This window comes from Amycolatopsis decaplanina DSM 44594, from assembly GCF_000342005.1.
GTDB lineage: Bacteria > Actinomycetota > Actinomycetes > Mycobacteriales > Pseudonocardiaceae > Amycolatopsis > Amycolatopsis decaplanina.
In genome coordinates this window covers 39,962-60,207 of record NZ_AOHO01000045.1, presented here as the reverse complement: position 1 = coordinate 60,207, position 20,246 = coordinate 39,962, and the positions used below count along the sequence as shown (strand labels likewise).

Here is a 20,246-nt window from a genome sequence, read left to right as displayed (position 1 = left end):
GCGCTGGAGGGAGGCTGAAGGGGACCATCCCCGCATGCGATCGGGTGAAGGACGCTTTCACCCATGGCATGCGGGGAAGGCGTCCTTCAGCCCCCTGAAGCGGTGACGGCACCGACGGGCGTGAACGACGGGCTTCCCTCGTCCGACAGGTAGACCTGCGCCGCCCCGACGTCGAAGTACATCCCGGTCAGGTGCAGTTCGCCGCGTGCCTCCGCCTCGGCGATCAGCGGGTAGTGGCGCAGGTGTTCCAGCTGCTGCAGCACGTTCTGCAGCGCCAGCCGGTTGACCTCGGTGTCCGGGCGTTCGCCGTCCAGGGTCACCGGGACCTCGCGGTTCGCGCTCGGCTCGGCGTGCCGCAGCCAGGAGGCCAGCATCGGCGCGCCGTCCGGAGCGCCGGTGGCCAGTGCCTGCATCGCACCGCAGCCGGAATGCCCGCAGACCACGATCTCGCGCACCTTCAGCACACCGACGGCGAACTCGACGGTGGCCCCCATCGACGGATCCGCCCGGCGGGCGGGCACCAGGTTCCCGATGTTGCGGACGGTGAACAGGTCGCCGGGACCGCTCGTGGTGATCATGTTCGGCACGATCCGCGCGTCGCCGCAGGTGATGAACAGGGTGTGCGGCGACTGGCCGCCCGCCAGCCTGCTGAGCGCGGGCTGCATGAGCGCGGCGGTGCGCCGCTGGAACTCGGTCGCCCCGCGCAGGGTGGGCCCGCCGCGCTGGCCGGGCAGTTCGATGTCCTTGGCCTGCCAGTCGGACCACGGCGCGAGGAACCGCGGCACCGAACGCACCGCGTCCGTCCGGGTCAGCGTGGGATCACCGGACTTGCCCTTGGCGAACCACGGGTGCCCGACCTCGTCGACGATCACCTTCCCGCCGGCGCGTTCGTGGCCCTGCTGCCAGTTCGACAGGCTCTCGAAGGCGGCGTGGTCGAGGTAGTCGACGACCAGTTCCAGGGTCACCTTCGCGCCGCCGGGCACGGTCGCGAGCACCCGGCTGAGCCTCGGCACCGAGAGGAATGTCAGGACGCCTTCGACGACGACGCGCCATTCGTCACCGTCGCGTTCGGCGTGGATCCCGGACCACACCGTGCGCCGCAGCATCAGCAGCACCGAAAGCGCGATACCGAGCAGGACGCCGGTGAGCAGGTCGAAGACGACGACACCGGCGAGCGTCACCAGGTACAGCCCCAGGTCTCCGTGCTTGAGGACCTGCTTCATGTGGCCGGGGTTCACCAGTTTCGCGCCGACGTGGACGAGCAGGCCCGCCAGCGCGGCGAGCGGGATGTTCTGGATCAGCCCGGCGAACGCGGCGACGAACACCAGGATCCAGACGCCGTGCAAGACCGCGGACACACGGGTGCGGGCGCCGGCGGCGACGTTGGTCGAGCTGCGGACGATCACCCCGGTGACCGGGAGGCCGCCCAGCGCGCCGGAGGTCATGTTCGCGGCGCCCTGCCCGATCAGTTCGCGGTCGAGGTTCGACCGCGGCCCGGTGTGCATCTTGTCGACGGCGACGGCCGAAAGCAGGCTTTCCACGCTGGCGATCAGGGCGATGGTGATGACCGCGACGGCGAACGCGCCCCAGCCCGCGTCCGGGAATTCGGGTGCGAAGCGGATGTTGAGCAGGTCACCGGGCAGTTCGACGCGGGGCAGGGTCATCCCGGCGGCGACGGACAGCACGGTCACCAGCGCGATCGCGGCGAGCGGGCCGGGCACCTTGCGGACGGACCCGGGCAGCCGCGGCCACAGCAGCAGGATGCCGATGGTGAGCACGCCGATCAACGCGGCGGTGTCGTGGTGGCCGACGATCTGCGCGGGCAGTTCGGCGATGTTCTCGAGCGCCGAACTCTGGGCCGTTCCGCCCAGCACGACGTGGAGCTGGCCGAGGACGATCGTGACGCCGATACCGGCGAGCATGCCGTGGACGATGGCCGGAGAGATCGCGAGCGCCGCGCGGGCGATCCGGCTCAGCCCGAGCAGGATCTGGAGCGCGCCCGCGGCGACGGTGATCGCGCAGGTGGTCGCCCAGCCGAAGGTCGCGATGGTTTCGGCCATGATCACCGTGAGGCCGGCGGCCGGGCCGCTGACCTGAAGCGGGGAGCCGCCGAGGGCTCCGGCGACCACACCTCCCACCACGGCCGCGATCAGCCCCGCGACGATCGGCGCCCCTGACGCGAGAGCGATCCCGAGTGAGAGCGGGACGGCGACGAGGAACACCACCAACGAGGCGGGCAGGTCGTGCCGGAGCACGGCTAGAGGCTTTTTGCTGATCACCGTCATGGTCACCAGGAAACTGGTGAATTGTCCGTTATGCACCACCTGATCGAGTGAATATCACCCTGCGGACGGGTGGCGTGGCCCACTTTCGGCCCGACTCGTTGCCTGGAGATGTCTCCCGCGTTGCGAAAAGCCTTGCCTGGTCCCGAATCCTGGGAAATATCGGTTGGGCGCCCGGTCAACCCACGCCCCGAACACGAAGCCGGATCTCGCGTGCCTGAAGCCGGATCTCGCGTGCTTCGGGGCGGAACTCACGCGACCGGCGAGTTCCGCCTTCAAGCACGCGAGTTCCGCCTTCAAGCACGCGAGATCGGTCTCCAAGCACGCGTGGTCGCCTTACCTCAGGACTTGACCGGGGTCGCCGCCGACGTGAACGACCGCAGCGCTTCGTCGAGCAGGTACACGTTCGCCTTCCCGACGTCGAAGTACATCCCCGTCAGCCGGAGTTCGCCTCGGGCCAGCGCGTCCTCGACCACCGGGTACGAACGCAGGTTTTCCAGCTGCTGCACCACGTTGTGCAGGGCGAGCCGATCGCCTTCGTGCGCCGGACGGACGCCGTCGAGCAGCACCGGCCCTTCGGTTGCCCCGCGCCGCAGCGTCGCCTCGCCGTGGCGCAGCCAGCCGCCGAGGTGCGCGAGCCCGGCCGGCGCGTCCCCGAGCAGCGCCTTCATCGCTCCGCAGCCGGAATGCCCGCACACCACCACTTCCCGCACACGCAGCAGACCGACGGCGTACTCGATCGCCGCCCCCACCGAGAAGTCCGCTTCGGCATCGGCGTGCGGGACGAGGTTTCCGATGTTCCGCACGGTGAACAGGTCCCCCGGCCCGCTGGTGGTGATCAGGTTCGGCACGATCCGCGCGTCGCCGCAGGTGACGAACAGCGTATGCGGCTGCTGCCCGTTGGCCAGCCCGTCCCAGGTGTTCCGCAGCAGCGGCGCCGTCCGGCGCTGGAACTCCGAAGCGCCACGGCACAACGGGACGCTGCCGCCGCGCTGGCTCGGCAGTTCGAGGTGTTCGGCCTGCCATTCCGACCACGGCGCGAGCCAGCGCGGCACCACCCGGGAAGCGACGCCGCGACGCACGGTCGGCACACCCGCCTTGCCGCGTTCGAACCACGGGTGCCCGATCTCGTCGACGATCACGGTTCCCCCGGCGCGTTCGTACGCGCGCTGCCAGCCGCGCAGGCAGTCGAAAGCGGCGTGGTCGAGGTAGTCGACGAACAGTTCCAGCGTCACCTCCGAACGCTCGGGGACTTCGGCCAGGACGGTCGTGAGCCTCGGCACGGAAAGGAAAGTGAGTGCGCCTTCGATGACGACGCGGGTCCGCGGGCCGTCCCGTTCGACGTGGATCCCGGAGAACAGCATCCGGCGCAGCATCAGCGCGAGCGCCACCGCGATCCCCGCGGCGACGCCGGTGAGCAGGTTGACGGCGACGGCGCCGAGCAGGGTCGCTAGATAGACCGGCAAGTCGCCGTGACGGCGGACCTCACGGAGGTTGGTGAGGTTGACCAGTTTGGCACCGACGTAGACGAGGAGACCGGCGAGCGCGGCGAGCGGGATCAGCCGCAGCGCGCCGGCCAGGAACAGGCAGCAGCCGAGGATCCAGGCGCTGTGCAGGATCGCCGACATCCGGGTACGGGCGCCCGCTTCGAAGTTGGTCATGGTGCGCACGACGACGCCGGTGACCGGGAATCCGCCGAGCGACCCGGCGGCGACGTTCGCCAGGCCCTGGCCGATCAGTTCGCGGTTGAGGTCGGTGCGCGGCCCGTCGCGGAGTTTGTCGATGGCGACGGCGGAAAGCAGGCTCTCCAGGCTGGCGATGAGCGCGATGGAGAGGACGGCGGCGATGATCGCCGCCCAGGACCCGGACGGCGCCTCGGGGACGAAACCCAGCCCCGGCAGGCCGTTAGGGAGGTCGACGCGCGGCAGGTCCATCCCCGCCGCGATGGAGAGGCCGGTGGCCAGCGCGACGGCGGCGAGCGGTCCGGGGACGCGGCGCACCGAACGCGGCATCCGGGTCCAGGCCAGCAGAACGCCGACGGTGACCACGCCGACCAGCGCGGCCTGGTCGTGGTGCCCGACGATCCGGCCCGGCAGCGCGAGGATGTTCGCGATCGTGGAACTTCGCGCCACACCGCCGAGCACGACGTGCAACTGGCCGAGGACGAGGATCAGGCCGATCCCGGCGAGCAGGCCGTGCACGATGGCGGGCGAGATCGCCAGTGTCGCCCGTGCGACGCGGCTGACGCCGAAGAGGATTTGGACCACGCCTGCCGCGGCGGTGATCGCGCAGGTGGCGGCCCAGCCGAAGGTGGCGATGGTCTCCGCGATGACGATGGTCAGCGCGGCGGAGGGACCGCTGACTTGCAGGGCGGAGGCGCCGAAGAGGCTCGCGACGAGTCCGCCGACGATGGCGGAGATGAGTCCGGCGAGCAAGGGGGCCCCGGCGGCGTGTGCGACGCCGAGCGAGAGCGGGACGGCCACGAGGAAGACGACGACCGAAGCCGGGAGGTCGTGGCGAAGGTTCTTCAGGAGGGTCGATGCGGGATTGCGGCGGCCCGGGGGCCCGGTGTCGTGCTCGTCACCAACGATGTCGATCATGGGGGCAGGAAACCCGATCGGCGCGCAAAAGTCCGCTACGCAAAGGTTTCTCAGGTTTGCTTGTGCGCCGAAGAACTAGGATATAACACACTTTCGCGACAAAGCACCCGAGAAGGGCCTCGATCGGACTCGCCCGTTCGCCTGACCAAGATCAACTCGTGACCACGCTCTGTACTCAGCGTGGCCTTTCCTGATTGCTGTGGCCGCTGTCACACCCTTTGGGATGAATTTGCCGTTTTTACGCTTTTCGTGCGGCCGAGATCATTGCGGATGTGATCGTCGCGAGGTCCTCCGCCTCGGAGATGTAGGGCGGCATCGTGTAGATCAGGTTCCGGAACGGGCGCAGCCAGACCCCGTTCGCCGTGAGGATCTCGGTCGCCACCGCCATGTCCACGGGATGGTCCAGCTCCACCACGCCGATGGCGCCGAGCACCCGCACGTCGGCGACCGAAGACAGCTCGCGAGCCGGTTCGAGCCCTGCCCTCAACGCCGCCTCGATCCGCGGGACGTCGGACTTCCAGCCGCCTTCGGCCAGGATCCCCAGCGAGGCGTTGGCGACGGCCGAGGACAGCGGATTCGCCATGAACGTCGGGCCGTGCGCCAGCACCGGCAGTTCACCGCGCGAGATCCCGTCGGCTATCTCCGGCGTGCACAACGCCGCCGCCATCGTCAGGTAACCACCGGTCAGCGCCTTGCCGAGGCACAGGACGTCCGGCGTGACCCCCGCGTGCTCGGCGGCGAACATCCTGCCGGTGCGGCCGAAACCGGTGGCGATCTCGTCGAAGATGAGCAAAACGTCGTTGGCCTCGGTGATCTCGCGCAGCGCGCGCAGGTACGCGGGCGGGTGGAACCGCATACCGCCGGCGCCCTGCACGACCGGTTCGACGATGATCGCGGCCAGTTCGCCCGCGTGCCGCTCGATCTCGGTCGCGAGCAACTCGAGATAGTCCTGATCCGGCTCGTCGGCGAAACCGCCGGGAGGCTTGGGCAGGAACAGCTGGTCCGGCAGGATCCCACGCCACAGCGAGTGCATCCCGCCCTCAGGGTCGCAGACGCTCATCGGCGTGAACGTGTCGCCGTGGTAGCCGCCGCGCCAGGTCATCAGGCGCCGCTTTTCCTTGCGCCCCAACGACTGCCAGTACTGCAGGCACATCTTGACTGCGACCTCGACCGACACCGAGCCGGAGTCGCACAGGAAGACGTGCCGCAGGCCGTCCGGCGCGAGGTCGACCAGCGTCTTCGCCAGCCTGATGGCCGGTTCGTGGGTGAGCCCGCCGAACATCACGTGACTCATCCGGCCCGCCTGCTCGGCCAGCGCCGCGTCCAGCACCGGGTTCCGGTAGCCGTGGATCGCCGCCCACCAGGACGACATGCCGTCCACCAGCTCGCGGCCGTCGTCGAGGGTGAGCCGGACCCCGCTCGCCTCGCGGACCAGCAGGGAGTCGATTGGGCTCGGCATCGGCCCGTACGGGTGCCAGACGTGTTCCGCGTCGAGGGCGAGAAGTTCGGCGGCGTCCATCCGGCGACCCTACGACACACCCCGCTCAGCGCAGGCGCACAGGGAGGGTTTCGAGGCCGTGGATGAGCGTGCTTTCCCGCCATCGCAAGGTTTCCGGATCGGCGTCGAGGCTCAGGCCGGGGAACCGCCTCAGCAGGGCACCCAGGGCGATCTCTGCCTCCAGCCTGGCCAGCGGGGCGCCCACGCAGTAGTGGATCCCGTGCCCGAACGCGAGATGCCCGGACGCCGCGCGGGTGACGTCCAGCCGGTCGGGGTCGCCGAAGCGCTCCGCGTCCCGGTTCGCGCCGAGCAGGGAGACGAGCACGAACTCCCCCGCCGGGATCTCGACGTCGCCCATCGGGACGCTCTCGGTGGTGAACCGCAGGGTCGCCAGGTGGATCGGGCCGTCGTAGCGCAGGAACTCCTCGATCGCGCCGGGCAGCAACGCGGGATCGGCGCGCAGCGCGGCCAGCTGCTCCGGATCGCGAAGCAGCGCGAACACGCTGTTGGCGATCAAGTTGACCGTCGTCTCGAATCCGGCGGACAGCAGAAGGAACGCCATCGAAAGCAGTTCGTCCCCGGAGAGCGAGTCGTTCTCGTCGCCGGCCTGGATCAGACCCGAAAGCAGGTCATCGGCGGGCTCGACGCGTTTCGACGCGATGAGGTCGACGAGATAAGCGCGCATCTTCGCCGCCGCGGTACGCAGTTCCTCCGGCGTCGACCAGGAGCCCATCGTGTTCGACCACTTGACGAACGCGGGCTGATCGCCCGCGTGCACACCGAGCAGTTCGCAGATCACCCGGATCGGGAGCGGAACGGCGAAGGTGGGCAGCAGATCGGTGTGCTCGGCGTCGCCGATGCCGTCCAGCAGGTCCGCGGTGATCTGTTCGACCCTCGGCCGCAGCCGGGAAACGGTCCGCGAAGTGAAGGCCTGGTTGACCAGTTTGCGCAGCCGCGTGTGGTCCGGCGGATCCAGGTTGAGCATATGCGCGCTGAGTGACCGGGTGGCGTTGTCGCCCGCGGATTCGAAGCCGAAGCGTTCGAAGAGCCGCCGGATCGCTTTCCGATCCTTGGCCATCCGGGAATCCGACAGCACCGCGCGGGCCTCGGCGTGCCCGGTGACGATCCATACGTCCAGGCCGCGAGGCATGCGCACCTTCCGGACCGGGCCGCCTTCTCGCAGCAGCGAAGAGATCCTGTGCGGCTCTTGGATGAGCTCCTCGCCCAGATCCTTCGGATCGTCAGACGCCCGCATCGGCCCACCTCCCAGCGCGCTGGTCAGCGTTCGGCCAGCGCGGCCACCACTCGCTCGGTCACTTCGGTCCAGTATGCCCGCTGTTCTTCACGTTCGTCGGCGCCCGCGAGCCACTCCTGGTGGAAACGGAGCGTGGTCTTCTGATCGGTACCGCTCACCGTGATCTGCAGCGTCGAGTCGTGGTCCCAGTCCTTCGGACGCCAGGTCAGCCGAAGCTTGTCGCCCTCGGAGCGACCGCGGATCTCGCCGGTCGTCCCGTTGGCCGTCTCGTACGCCGCGCCCACCTCACGGCCGAGTTCGGCGCCCGGACCGAGCCAGATCCCCACGCCCTCGCGTCCGACCAGGAAGTCCCACACCTGGGTGCTGGTGTACGGCACCGTCTGGGAAACGCCTACCTGCCAACCACTTCCGGCTGTTTTGGCCGATGCTTTGGTCACCGGGCCATCATCCCATCGGGTGTACCGTGCGACAGTCACCGGTCCGGGTGGAGGATCTCTTTCCGTGCGCTACCGTCCGATTTCTCCCGCCCTGCTGGTCTCCGAACTGACCGAACGCATCACGGCGATCACGGGCCGCCGCCGGATCGCGGTCGCCGTCGACGGCGCGGCCGGTGCGACCAACACCACAGAACTCGCCGACGCCCTGGTCGATCCCCTGCGGGTCGCCGGTCACGCGGCGTTGCGGATCTCGGCGAACGACTTCCTCCGCCCCGCGTCGTTGCGCTTCGAACGCGGCAAAGAGGATCCGGACTCGCGCTACAGCGACTGGCTCGATCTCGGCGCCCTGCGCCGCGAGGTGCTCGACCCGCTCGCCGACGACGGCAGCGGTCTTGTCCTGCCGTCGCTGTGGGACCCGGTCCGCGATCGCGCCACCCGAGCCGAACGCGTCGAACTGCCCGAGGGCGGCGTCGTCCTGCTGGACGGCGAGTTCCTGTTCGGCGCGGGGCTCGCTTTCGACCTGAGCGTGCACCTGTGGCTCTCGCCCGCCGCGCTCAAGCGGCGAGTGCCCGACGCATGGGCGCTCCCGGCTTACGAACGCTACGAACGGGAAGTCGACCCTTCGGCGCTGTCCGACGTGGTGATCCGCGTCGACGATCCGAAGCATCCGGCGCGCTACGAACCCTGACGGTCAGCGCACCGCCGCGAAGGAGTCGCCGTCAAGAAGCCCGGAAAGCCTGCTCGCCATGGTGTCCCACCGCCAGTTCTCGCCGACCCATTCGCGACCGGCGGCCCCCATGCGCCGCGCCCGCACCGGATCGGCGAGCAACGCGGCCAGCGTCTCCCTCAACTGCTGCTCGTCACGGCCGTCGACGACGTGCCCGGTGACCTCGTCCAGCACCGTTTCCGGCGCACCACCGGAATTTCCGGCGACGACCGGCAGCCCGGTCGCCGAGGCCTCCAGGTACACGATGCCCAGGCCCTCGACGTCGAGCCCCTTCCCGCGCGTCCGCGCCGGCATCGCGAAGACGTCGCCCGCGTTGTAGTGCGCGGGCAGCTCCTTCCACGGCACCGATCCGGTGATGACGACGCTGTCTTCCACGCCCAGCGCCTCGACGAGCCCGGTGAGCGTCTTGCGGTACGGGCCGCCGCCGACGAGCAGCAGCGCCACGTCCGGGATCCGTTTGCGGAGCTCGGGCAGGATCTTGATCAGCCTGTCCTGGCCTTTTCGCGGTACCAGCCGCGAAACGCAGACGATCGTCGGACGGTCGCCGAGACCGTGCCGCTCGCGGATCTCCTTGCCCGCGGCCGGGTCCGGCCGGTAGAGCGCGGTGTCCACGCCGCACGGGAGCATCTCCAGCCCCGCCATCGGGCCGAAAGCGGCCGAAAACCGGGAGCGCGTGTACTTGCTGACGTACGTGATCACGTCGACGGTGTCGCCGATCCGCCGCAACGCCTGCCGGGAACCCGGCAGCATCGACCAGCCGACCTCGTGGCCGTGTGTCGACGCCAGCACCCGGCGGGCGCCCGCGGACCGCAGCGGGTGCCCCAGCAACGCCAGCGGCGCCGCGGCGCCGAACCAGACGGCCTCGCACTCGCGGGCACGCATGATCTCCTTCGCCCGCTTGAGCACGTCCGGGGTCGGCAGCATCAGCGACGTCGGATGGCGCACCACCTCGAACGGGGCGGCGGCGTCGAACTCGCCGTGCGAGCCGGTGCTCGATTCCCAGGACGGGGCGTAGACGACCAGGTCGTCGGCGGGAAGGCGGGTGGCCAGCGAGTTCAGGTAGTTCTGGATGCCGCCTGGCCGGGGCGGGAAGTCGTTGGTCACCAGCAGGGTCCTCAGCACCCCTGCAGGCTACTTGGCCCCGGGCACGCGAAAGGGGCGGCACCGCCTGCGCGGTACCGCCCCTTTTCGTCTGTTCGTCAGGCCGTCGGGCGACGGGCGCCGACGTAGTTGTTCTGCAGCGGCGACACCTTGACGACGTCACCGGTGGTCGGCGCGTGCACCATCATGCCGTTGCCGACGTACATGCCGACGTGCGAGACCGGCGAGTTGTAGAACACCAGGTCGCCCGGCTGGAGCTGTGAACGCTGCACAGCGGCGCCGAAGGTCGACTGCTGACGGCTGGACCGCGGCAGGGTGAGCCCCGCCTGCTTGTACGCCCACAGCATCAGACCGGAGCAGTCGAAGGACGACGGACCGACGTCGCCCCAGCCGTACGGGCTGCCGAGCTTGCTCTTCGCGGCCGCGAGGGCGCTCGCCGCGGCGGGACCCGGAGCGGGGACGTTGGGGAACGCGCCGCCCTTGTCCTTCTGGGCGTTGCGATCCGAGGCGCTGAGGTTGCCGCTGGCCCGCTGGATCTCCGCGATCTGGTCGTTCAGCGTCTTCTGGCGCGCCTCGATGTCCGTGGTCAGCTTGGCGGCCGTGTCACGGGCGGCGGTGGCCGCGTTCTGGGCGTCCGCCGCCTGCTTCGCCGCGGCCGCGGCCTGGGCGACGGCACCGCTCAGGTTGTTCAGGGCGGTGTTCTTGTTCGCGGCGAGGACCTCGAGCGCCGAGGAGCGATCCAGGAAGTCCTGGGTCGACGCGCCCGACAGCAGCGACGACAGCTTGTTCAGCTGCACACCGCTGGTGAAGGAGGCGCCGGCGAACTTGTTCACCTCTGCCTGGAACGTCTTCTCGTCACCGGCCGCCTTGACACCGAGTTCCTTGGCGGCGGCGGCGTCGGCGGTCGCCTTGTCGAGCTCACCCTGCTTCGCGGCGAGGTCGTCCTTCGCCTTGAGAAGGTCTTCGTTCGCTTTCTCCGCCTGTGCCGCGAGGTCGCGGTACTTGGCGAGCGCGTCCGAGCCGGACGGGGGCTGTTGGAGGGCGGGGCCTGGGGCAGCGGTGGCGGAAGGCTGGGCGACTGTCACGGCGGTGATCACCGCGGCCGCGGCCAAAGCTCCTGACACCACGCGCTTGACTGGATGCGACTGCACGGTCGCGCGTGTCTCCTTTGCTGTCGGCCACCGACTCGGAACCGGGACGAAGAGGTCGGGGGCCCTCTTCGGCGAGGCCGCGACGCCGACCGTGAGGCCCGCGCGGTCCCCCGCGTTCCCGCCTTGCGCCTGGCCGGGTGCTATCGCAACAGGTTTGGCGCACGGATGGTTCTGACGCAACTCCCCGACAAAGCTGCTTCGGTGGCGATCCCGTGTCGCCGTCTGGCGACGACTTCCGGCCACGAGATCTCGGACAGGTTACGAAACAGGGGCCACCGCGTCCACCATGCCCGCCTCAAAAACTCTCCGTGATGCGCCGAAACACCTTCGGACCAGCATGAGTGGAAAGTTGTGACGGGCGTTACATCCTGGGACTGATCGCGACTACCTACCGTTCACCTGATCGGATCGACCACTCGTCGAATGTCCCGGTCGCGGCGTGTCTCAGGCCGACTTCCGACACTCCTGCTCCACGATCTCGACCATCCGGAGACGCGGGACCATCCCGGCTTCCGCGAGCGCGTCGACCGCTTTCCGCTCGTCGGCGTCCCATTCGAGCGCGAGCGGCGCGCCGAGGAGGACACTGACGACACAGTCATGACATGCGTCACCGCAGACCGCGCACCGGTCGCAATCGATGACGAGCGTCTCTATGTCCGCTATATCGGCGATGGCCTTGTCGTCCATTTCGGCTCCTCACTTTCAGTGGTGAGGTGCACATTAAGAGCGACCACCGACAGTTTCGGGCCTCGTGAGTGGTTAGGACGGTTAGAACCGTCCTAACCAACTCACGAGGCGTGAGTTGTCCACAACCGCCTCCTCCATCCACAATTTTCGCCCGCCGTGCCCTTTGGCCGCCTCTCTCGGGCGACTGTGAAGGTGTGCCTCTACACAAACGCTGGTCGGAGGAAGTCATCCCGGCCGAACAACGGCCGAGCTGGCCGGTCCTGCTGCGGGAGCAGCACGGGATCGTGACCAGAGCCCAGCTCCTCGCCTACGGACACACCAAGGCCGACATCGTCGCCAATCTGGACGCCGGGCGCTGGCAGCGTGTGCTGCCTCGGGTCTACGCGACCTTCACGGGCCTTCTCCCGAGGGCGGCGAGAATTCACGCCGCCCTCCGTTATGGAGGCGGGCACGCGGTATTGAGTCATCGCACGGCGGCGGAGGAATGGCGTCTCCTTCCGGTCGAGGAGGGACCGATCGAGATCACCGTGCCCTATTCCAGTTCGGCGATTTCCCAGTCACCCCTGGTGAAGGTGCACCGATCGCGGGCGCTCCCGTACTCCACGGCCGAGGCATGGCCGCCTCGCACCAAGCCCACGGACACGATCGTCGATCTGGCGGTCTCCCAGCCCACCGCACGAGACGCGGTGAACGTCGTGGTCGATCTGGTGAGCCGGAGCGAAGTCCCGGTGTTCGCGATGCGTGACTGCGTCTTGCTGCGTCCGCCTTTCCGTTTCCGCGCCGAGATCCAGCGAGGTCTCGAACTGGTGGCCGGAGGCCTCATGTCGGCACTCGAGGTGGAGTTCAAGGAACAGGTCGAGGAAAGACACGGTCTACCGCCGGGGGACCGGCAGACAGCGGTCGAAGTCGACGGGAAGACGTTGTGGGAGGACGTCACCTACGACTCACGCGGAGCGACGCTGACCGTCCGGCTGGACGGGCGGGCGACCCACGCGATGGCCTCCGTCGCGTTCCGGGACCGTCGACGGGACAACGCCGCCGAACTCGCCGGCCGGGCACGTCTGGTCTACGGCTGGCAAGACGTCCGGAATTCGCCGTGCCAGGTCGCGGCCGAGGTCCGCGCGGTCCTCATCCGGGAGGGATGGCGACCGGCGACCGAGCGCGCCCCATGCCCGAGGTGCTCGTGAGTGGTTAGGACGCTTAGAACCGTCCTAACCACTCACGAGGCCCACGGCCTGCCGTCACCGTCTAGACCCGGCTGAGCCGCGACACCAGCACGGCGGACGGCACCGGATGCGCGCCCTTGCGCCGCACCGAGTCCGCCACCGCCCGGTCCGTGCTCGCGACCACCATCGGCCGCCCGGGCGGCTCGGCCGCGACCAGGGACCGGATGACGTCGTCCGCGAGCACGCCGCGTTCGGAGAACAGCACTCGCACCCCGCGCGGCACCGCCGCGGGCACGGAGAGCACGCCGGCGCCGTCGAACACCACGGTGACCTCGGCCGAAGTCCGCGCGGCGAGCGCGGAGAGCTGGTGGATCAGCCTGTCGCGCTGGTCGGAAAGCGCCAGCTCCGGATATCCGGTCTTCGTGACGTTGTAGCCGTCGACGATCAGGTGCACGTTGGGCAGCGCGAGATGCCGGTCGAGCGCGGTGACGTCCTGGATCTTGCCGCCCGACCCGAGCCCCGACGTCGCGCCGCGGACCATGTCCGCCGGACGCTGACCCCGCGCGCTCACCGAAAGTTCCCGGCGCAGCCCGCCGACGGCGCCTTCGATCGTGTCCAGCAGCAGCCCGAGCCTCACCTCGTCGGCCTGGCGCGCCTCGCGGGCGGACTGACGGGCGATCTCGGCGTCCGTGACGGCCTTCTCCGCCCGCGCCCGCTCTGTCGCGACACGCTGCCTCTCGCGGTCCAACTGGGCCTTCAGCGCTTTGATCTCCTCGGCGCTCTCAGCGCCTCCGCTCTCCAGCCGAGCGTGAGCCTCGGCGACGGCGTCCTTGGCCTGGCGCAGCTGGACACCTTGTTCCCGCAAGCGCTTCAACAGTTTCTCGACCTCGGCGTCGCGTTCTCCCCGCGCATTACCGGCGATCTCCTTCGCTTCGCGCAACTCTTCACGCAGCTGGGCCAGTTCGGTCTCGAGCCGCTGGTTGCGGGCCAGCGCGGCGTCGCGTTCGGCGCGCAACGCCGTCTCCTCGGCGTTCTTCGCCACCAGCCGGACCCGTCCGGCCGCGCCCGCCTCGCCGAGGAGCACGGCGGCGGCCGCGGCGGCGACGGAATCGGGGGCGTTCGGGTCGAGGGCGTCTTTGCGGTGGTCACGCAGCCATTCGGTGACCGCGACCCGGAACTGCGATGACTCCCCCAGCGCGGCAAGCAACGCTGTCCCGCCGAGTTTCGCGCGCTTCGCAGGCGCGAACTTCGCGACCGGGCGCAGCTGCCTCGGCACGTCGGCGACCGGCAGCTTGCCGACGGCGGCGGCCGCCAGCTCGGCGATCCGCTCGCGCACGGTCTCCGGCAAGGCCGTCCAGCCTTCGGCCGGCACCTCCTCGGACGTCTCCTGCTCGCCAGCCGACGCCACGACACCCGAGGGGCCGCCGGTGGCGTCCTCGGGCAATTCGGGCACTGCGGGCTGCGGTTGCATCGCTCCAGCGTAGGCCCCATGCCCTCGGGGCGCGCTCGATGGGACGGCGTGTGCGGATCCTGGGATTGTCGGTGCCCGCCCCTACTGTGCCCGACCATGGACACCGGACGGCGGCCCGGCGCGGCGCAACTCGCCTTCGACGAGCTGGGAACTCCTTTGCGGGACACCACTTTCGTCGTATTCGACCTGGAGACCACCGGCACGAAACCGGGTCCGGACGGAATCACCGAGATCGGCGCGGTCAAGATCCGGGCCGGCGAGGTCGTCGGCGAGTTCGCCACCTTCGTCAATCCCGGGATGCCGATTCCGCCGCAGATCGTCGAGCTGACCGGCATCACCGGCGCGATGGTCTACGACGCTCCCCGGATCGAACGCGTACTGCCCGCTTTCCTGGAATTCATCTCCGGCGCCGTGCTCGTGGCGCACAACGCCGCCTTCGACACGGGCTTCATGCGCGCGGCCTGTGAAGGCCACGGCTACCACTGGCCCAAGACGGCCGTCGTCTGCACGGTCCGGCTCGCCCGCCGGGTCATCTCCCGTGACGAGACGCCCAGCTACCGGCTTTCCGCGCTGGCCGCGTTGTTCGGGGCGCGTACGACGCCCAACCACCGCGCGCTCGCGGACGCGCGCGCCACCGTCGACGTCCTGCACGCACTGCTCGAACGGGTGGGCAACCTCGGCGTCCACACCCTCGAGGAGTTGCTGGACTACCTGCCCGAGGTGACCGCGGCCCAGCGCCGTAAACGGTCGCTGGCCGAGCATCTGCCGTCGAGGCCCGGCGTCTACCTGTTCCGCGGCCCGAGCGACGAGGTCCTCTACGTCGGCACGTCGTCCGATCTGCGCCGCCGGGTCCGGCAGTACTTCACCGGTTCGGAGAGCCGCGGGCGGATCCGGGAGATGGTCGCGCTGGCCGAGCGGGTCGACGCGGTCGAATGCGCGCACGCGCTGGAGGCCGCCGTCCGGGAGCTTCGGCTGATCGCCGCCCACCGTCCCATGTACAACCGCCGTTCCAAGAACCCACGGCACGCGTGGTGGGTCGCGTTGACCGAGGAGGCGTTCCCGCGCCTGTCGGTGGTCCGCGTGCCGCGAGAAGGGATGCTGGGGCCCTTTCGCACCCAGGCCGACGCCAGGTCCGCCGCGGACACCCTCGCCGGCGCCTCGGGCCTGCGGACGTGCACCCAGCGCATCTCGGCCACCGCGCCGAGCGGGAAGCCCTGCGTCCTCGCCGAACTCGGCCGCTGCGGAGCGCCGTGCGCCGGTCAGCAGACGGTCGAGGCGTACCGGCCGGGAGTGCTGGCGGTGTCCGGCCTCATCGCCGGGACGGACGGGCGTCCGCTGCGGGCCGCCGCCGATCAGCTGGCCCGGCTCTCCGCGGCGGAGCATTACGAACAGGCCGCCCAGCATCGCGATCAGCTGGCCGGGCTGATCCGCGCGGTCGGCCGGGCGCACCGGCAGTCGGCGCTGGCGGGCATCCCGGAGCTGATCGCCGCCGGGCCGGACGGGAACGGCGGCTGGGAACTGGCGGTGATCCGGTACGGCAGGCTCGCGTCGGCGGGTGTCGCGCGGCGCGGGGTGCCGCCGATGCCGGTCGTCGAGATGCTCGTGGCGTCGGCCGAGACGGTGATCCCGGGGCCCGGCCCGCTCTTCGGCGCGATCCCGGAGGAGATCGGCATCCTCCTGCGCTGGCTGACCCGCCCGGGCGTCCGGCTCGTGCGCACCACGCACCCCTGGGCGGAGCCTGCCGCCGTGGCGGGCGGCTGGCAGGAGTGGCTCGACCTGGTGGCGAGCGCGACGGCACTGGAGCACGTGGCGGGCTAGGATTCCGGCACCGGATTCACTGATGTAGGAGGCGCTGTAGTGATCACCGCGATCGTGCTGGTCCAGGTCGAAGCCGATGCCATTCCCGAGGCGGCACAGGCGATCGCGGACATCGAGGGCGTCCGCGAGGTCTACTCCTGCGCGGGTGACGTCGACCTGATCGCCTCGGTCCGCGTCGCGGCCCACGAAGACCTCGCGGATCTGATCCCGGCGAAGATCGGCAAGGTCCCCGGCGTGCTGAGCACGGTCACGCACATCGCGTTCCGCTCGTACTCGAAGGCCGACAGCGAGTCCGCGTTCGACATCGGCGTCGAGGGCGCCTGAGCAGCCTCCCCCAAGTACATGAAGGCCCCCTTCCTTGCGCCTGGCGCAAGGAAGGGGGCCTTCATGTACTTGTGACGAGCTAGTGCCCGGAGGTGATCTCCTTGCGGTCCGCCGAGGGCTCGCCGCCGATGTCGTCGACCTTGCCGTTGCCGTGCCCGCCTGCCCGGGCGCGCTCCAGCGCGATCGTCTCCTCGACCGGGTCCGGGGACCAGGTCGAACCGGCGACGGCGTGTCCGGCCGAGCCGAGCTTGTTCATCTTCTTCGGCACCGACGCGCCCTGGTACTCGAGCGGGATCGGGTGGCCGTGGTCGTCCACCGGGCCGAGCGGCTGGTGGATCTCGATGAACTCACCGTGCGGCAGGCGCTTGATGATGCCGGTTTCGACACCGTGCTCCAGCACTTCGCGGTCGGCCCGCTGCAGACCGAGGCAGATCCGGTAGGTGATGTAGTACGCGATCGGCGGCAGCAGCAGGACACCGATCCGGCCCGCCCACGTCGTCGCGTTCAGCGAGATGTCGAAGGCGAACGCGATGATGTCGTTGAAGCCCGACAGCATGATGACCGCGAAGAACGTCAGGGCCATGATGCCCAGCGAGGTCCGGACCGGGACGTCGCGCGGACGCTGCAGCAGGTTGTGGTGCGCGGTGTCCTTGGACAGCTTTCGCTCGATCCAGGGATACATCACCAGCAACCCGATCAGCAGCGGCATCCCGACCGCGCCGGGGAAGAACACCGCCGGGACCGTGTAGTTCCCGAGGTAGAGCTCCCACGCGGGCCAGATCCGCAGCATGCCGTCGGCCCAGGCCATGTACCAGTCCGGCTGCGAACCCGCCGAAACCTGCGCGGCGTTGTACGGGCCGATGTTCCAGATCGGGTTGATCTGGAACAGCCCCGACATCAACGCGATGATGCCGGTGACCAGCGCGAAGAACGCACCACCCTTGAGCGCGAACACCGGCATGATACGGACGCCGACGACGTTGGTCTCCTTACGCCGCACACCCGGGAACTGCGTGTGCTTCTGATACCAGACCAGCGCGAGGTGCGCGGCCACCAGACCGAGCATGATGCCCGGCAGCAGCAGGATGTGAATCGTGTACAGACGCGGGATGATCTCGTTGCCGGGGAACTCCCCACCGAACAACGCCCAATGGATCCAGGTGCCCATCACCGGCACCGACAGCACGATGCCCGACAAGGTCGCGCGGATACCGGTACCGGACAGCAGATCATCCGGAAGCGAGTAACCGAAGAAACCCTCGAACATCCCCAGCACCAGCAGCAACGCACCGATGACCCAGTTCGCCTCACGCGGACGCCGGAACGCGCCGGTGAAGAAGATCCGGAACATGTGCACCATCATCGACGCCACGAAAATCAGCGCCGCCCAGTGATGCAACTGGCGCACGAACAACCCACCACGGACGTCGAACGAGATGTCCAGCGTGGTCGCGAACGCCCGCGACATCTCCACACCCTGCAACCCGGTGTAACTGCCGTTGTAGACGACCTCCTCCATGGAAGGATCGAAGAACAACGTCAGATACACACCCGACAGCAACAAGATGATGAAGCTGTACAGCGCGATCTCGCCGAGCAGGAACGACCAGTGCGTCGGGAACACCTTGTTCAACTGGTGCCGCATACCCTTGGCCAGGTGATACCGGTCGTCGGCCCACTTCGCACCAGCACCCGCGGCCTTCTCGACCGGGTTCGTCCCCTTCGTCGGGGTGGTGAGTGAACTCATGACTTACGCTCCCAAAAGGCCGGTCCGACGGCCTCGTTGAAGTCTCCGCGCGCGATCAGGTAGCCCTCAGAGTCCACTGTAATCGGAAGCTGGGCCAAGGGCCGGGTCGCCGGCCCGAAAATCGGCTTGGCGTAGTGGAGCGCGTCGAACTGGGACTGGTGGCAGGGGCAGAGGATGCGGTTGGTCCGCTGCTCGTACAGGGAGGTCGGGCAGCCGACGTGACTGCAGATCTTCGTGTACGCGTAGTAGTCGCCGAAGTTGTAGTCTTCCTGGCCCTGACGCTTGACGACCTTGGCGGCGTCGGTCGGGCGGAGACGGATCAGCATGACCGGGTTGTCGACCCGCTTGAAGGCGGCCGACAGCGCGTGCTCGTCGTCCTTCTCGGACTCGCGGTACGGGAACACCGTCTCCATCGCGCCCGCGTCGAGGTCCTCGGCCTTGACCAGGGAGATCTCGTGCGGACGGCCGGTGTTGCGGCGCAGGTAGACCTTCTCTTCCGGGAAGTTCTTCTTCCAGCCCGAGTGCCACAGCGAGTCGCGGTTCTCGGTGTCCTTCCACGGGTCCTTGATGAAGGACGCGACCGGCAGCGCCGCGACGGCGAGGCCGAGCACGCCGGCACCGGCGCCCGCGGACCGCTTGATCATCGAACGGCGCGCGATGGTGCTGCGGCTACCCGAGTCGGCCAGCTGGGCGAGGATCGTGGCCTTGTCGACCTCTTTCGACCCGCCGTCCCCACGCTCCTGGACCGCGACCTCGGCCGGGATGAACTTCTTGGTGTAGAGGATCACACCGACACCGAGGCTGAGCACCGCGAGCCCGAGGGTGATCCCGAGCAGCGGCGTGTACAGCGTGTACTTGGTGTAGCCGGTCGTACCCGGCTCCTTGTACTCGAACCAGTGCGGCCACGCGATGAGGACCACGAACGCGAGGCCGGACAGCGCGGCCAGCACGAACCAGAGGGCGACAGCACGCTCGGCGCGCTTCTCCGCCCTCGTCCCCTCGACCGGCCACGGCTTCGGGTACTCCACGATCTCGACACCGTCGAGCGCGGTACCCAGCTTGACCAGCTGGTCGCGATCCATGTCCGCCAACTCCGCCTCTGTCGGCGGCTTCGGCCCTTCGGCGCTCATGCCTTCGATCCAATCCACAACGTCACGCCGATCAGCGCGGCGATCCCGACGATCCACGCGATCGCGCCCTCCGAGGCCGGGCCAAGACCGCCGAGCGAGTTACCGCCGGGTGAGTTGTTCCCGTGACTCACGGACTTCACGAACGCGATGATGTCCTTCTTCTCCTCCGGCGACAGCTGCCGGTCGGAGAACTTGGGCATGTTCTGCGGCCCGGTGAGCATCGCGGTGTAGATCTGCTCTTCCGTGGCCGGGTCCAGGTTCGGGGCGAACTTGCCCGAGGAGAGCGCGCCACCGCGACCGGTGAAGCTGTGACAAGAGGCGCAGTTCAGGCGGAAGAGCTCGCTGCCGCGCGCGACGTCCTTGCCGCGCAGCGCGTCACCCTTCTCGGCGGGACGCTGCGCGCCGCCGCCGTTGGCCTGGATGTAGGCGCCCAGCGCGTTGATCTCGGCCTCGGACAGCTTCGGCGGCTTCCGCTGCGCCTGGGCTTCCTGACGCACCGCGGGCATACGGCCGGTGGAGGTCTGGAAGTACACGGCCGCGTCGCCGATGCCGATGAGGCTCGGGCCACGGTCGGTGACACCCTCGAGCTTCGGCCCGTGACATTCGATACACGTGTTGTTGTAGAGCTTCTCGCCCTCGCGCAGGAGGGCGGATTCGCCCTGCGCCTGCGCGGTCTGCGGCTCCGGGGCGAACATGGCGTACAACCCGCCCACGCTGAGCAGCGCGATCCCGAGCGCCAGCGCGCCGGCGAACCGCCTGCGAGCCTTCGACCGCTTGCGGAAGCGGCGCTCCGTGTTGTTCTTGCTGGAGGTCATCTTGCGGCAACCCTTGCTGTCAGTTCAGGCCGATAGG

Annotated in this window: 16 protein-coding genes; 4 read left to right on the top strand and 12 right to left on the bottom strand. The window is 69.1% G+C overall.

Annotated features, from left to right (window positions below; translation table 11 throughout):
• Positions 1-86 precede the first annotated feature (86 nt).
• The 5 genes from H074_RS09930 to H074_RS09910 form a co-directional block, all read right to left on the bottom strand.
• Positions 87-2,285, bottom strand: a complete 2,199-nt coding sequence (locus tag H074_RS09930; protein WP_200865760.1) for a SulP family inorganic anion transporter — start codon at positions 2,283-2,285, stop codon at positions 87-89.
• Positions 2,286-2,623: 338 nt separating this feature from the next.
• Positions 2,624-4,882, bottom strand: a complete 2,259-nt coding sequence (locus tag H074_RS09925; protein WP_007029890.1) for a bifunctional SulP family inorganic anion transporter/carbonic anhydrase — start codon at positions 4,880-4,882, stop codon at positions 2,624-2,626.
• 238 nt (positions 4,883-5,120) lie between these two features.
• Entirely contained in the window at positions 5,121-6,401 is a 1,281-nt protein-coding gene (locus H074_RS09920) for an adenosylmethionine--8-amino-7-oxononanoate transaminase (protein ID WP_007029889.1), read from the bottom strand.
• Positions 6,402-6,426: 25 nt separating this feature from the next.
• Positions 6,427-7,635: a cytochrome P450 family protein gene (locus tag H074_RS09915; RefSeq protein WP_007029888.1), complete on the bottom strand. Its 1,209-nt coding sequence runs from the start codon at positions 7,633-7,635 to the stop codon at positions 6,427-6,429.
• Positions 7,636-7,658: 23 nt separating this feature from the next.
• Positions 7,659-8,012 (bottom strand): SRPBCC domain-containing protein, encoded by a 354-nt coding sequence (locus tag H074_RS09910; protein WP_007029887.1) that lies wholly within the window; start codon positions 8,010-8,012, stop codon positions 7,659-7,661.
• A 124-nt stretch (positions 8,013-8,136) separates the two neighbouring features.
• On the opposite strand from H074_RS09910, the gene H074_RS09905 reads away from it, so the two are divergent.
• Positions 8,137-8,760 carry a nucleoside/nucleotide kinase family protein gene (locus H074_RS09905; RefSeq protein WP_007029886.1) on the top strand — a complete coding sequence of 208 codons (624 nt, stop codon included), beginning with the start codon at positions 8,137-8,139 and terminating at the stop codon, positions 8,758-8,760.
• 3 nt (positions 8,761-8,763) lie between these two features.
• Here the strand turns inward: H074_RS09905 and H074_RS09900 are convergent, their stop codons facing one another.
• The 3 genes from H074_RS09900 to H074_RS09890 form a co-directional block, all read right to left on the bottom strand.
• Positions 8,764-9,921, bottom strand: a complete 1,158-nt coding sequence (locus tag H074_RS09900; RefSeq protein WP_007029885.1) for a glycosyltransferase family 4 protein — start codon at positions 9,919-9,921, stop codon at positions 8,764-8,766.
• A gap of 77 nt (positions 9,922-9,998) precedes the next feature.
• On the bottom strand, positions 9,999-11,051 hold the full coding sequence (locus H074_RS09895; protein ID WP_200865759.1) for a C40 family peptidase: 1,053 nt from the start codon (positions 11,049-11,051) through the stop codon (positions 9,999-10,001).
• Between the two features lie 444 nt (positions 11,052-11,495).
• Positions 11,496-11,738, bottom strand: a complete 243-nt coding sequence (locus H074_RS09890; protein WP_007029883.1) for a hypothetical protein — start codon at positions 11,736-11,738, stop codon at positions 11,496-11,498.
• A 194-nt stretch (positions 11,739-11,932) separates the two neighbouring features.
• Between H074_RS09890 and H074_RS09885 the strand changes: the two genes are divergently transcribed.
• Entirely contained in the window at positions 11,933-12,925 is a 993-nt protein-coding gene (locus tag H074_RS09885) for a hypothetical protein (protein WP_007029882.1), read from the top strand.
• 61 nt (positions 12,926-12,986) lie between these two features.
• On the opposite strand, the gene H074_RS09880 is transcribed toward H074_RS09885, so the two are convergent.
• The gene (locus tag H074_RS09880; protein ID WP_039922007.1) at positions 12,987-14,375 is read right to left on the bottom strand and encodes an NYN domain-containing protein; all 1,389 of its coding nucleotides are present in this window, start codon (positions 14,373-14,375) and stop codon (positions 12,987-12,989) included.
• Between the two features lie 96 nt (positions 14,376-14,471).
• Here H074_RS09880 and H074_RS09875 point away from each other — a divergent pair, with 96 nt between their 5' ends.
• Both H074_RS09875 and H074_RS09870 read left to right on the top strand, forming a co-directional pair.
• Positions 14,472-16,193: a DEDD exonuclease domain-containing protein gene (locus tag H074_RS09875; protein ID WP_007029880.1), complete on the top strand. Its 1,722-nt coding sequence runs from the start codon at positions 14,472-14,474 to the stop codon at positions 16,191-16,193.
• Positions 16,194-16,232: 39 nt separating this feature from the next.
• Positions 16,233-16,517, top strand: a complete 285-nt coding sequence (locus H074_RS09870) for an Lrp/AsnC family transcriptional regulator (protein ID WP_007029879.1) — start codon at positions 16,233-16,235, stop codon at positions 16,515-16,517.
• Between the two features lie 79 nt (positions 16,518-16,596).
• On the opposite strand, the gene qcrB is transcribed toward H074_RS09870, so the two are convergent.
• From qcrB to qcrC, 3 genes are read right to left on the bottom strand one after another with little or no spacing between them, the layout of a single operon-like run.
• Positions 16,597-18,264: a cytochrome bc1 complex cytochrome b subunit gene (qcrB, locus tag H074_RS09865; protein WP_007029878.1), complete on the bottom strand. Its 1,668-nt coding sequence runs from the start codon at positions 18,262-18,264 to the stop codon at positions 16,597-16,599.
• Positions 18,261-19,394 carry a cytochrome bc1 complex Rieske iron-sulfur subunit gene (gene qcrA / locus H074_RS09860; RefSeq protein WP_007029877.1) on the bottom strand — a complete coding sequence of 378 codons (1,134 nt, stop codon included), beginning with the start codon at positions 19,392-19,394 and terminating at the stop codon, positions 18,261-18,263. Before qcrA ends, qcrB begins: the two co-directional genes overlap by 4 nt.
• Entirely contained in the window at positions 19,391-20,209 is an 819-nt protein-coding gene (gene qcrC, locus H074_RS09855) for a cytochrome bc1 complex diheme cytochrome c subunit (RefSeq protein WP_007029876.1), read from the bottom strand. The genes qcrA and qcrC overlap by 4 nt, the downstream gene beginning before the upstream one ends.
• Positions 20,210-20,246 lie beyond the last annotated feature (37 nt).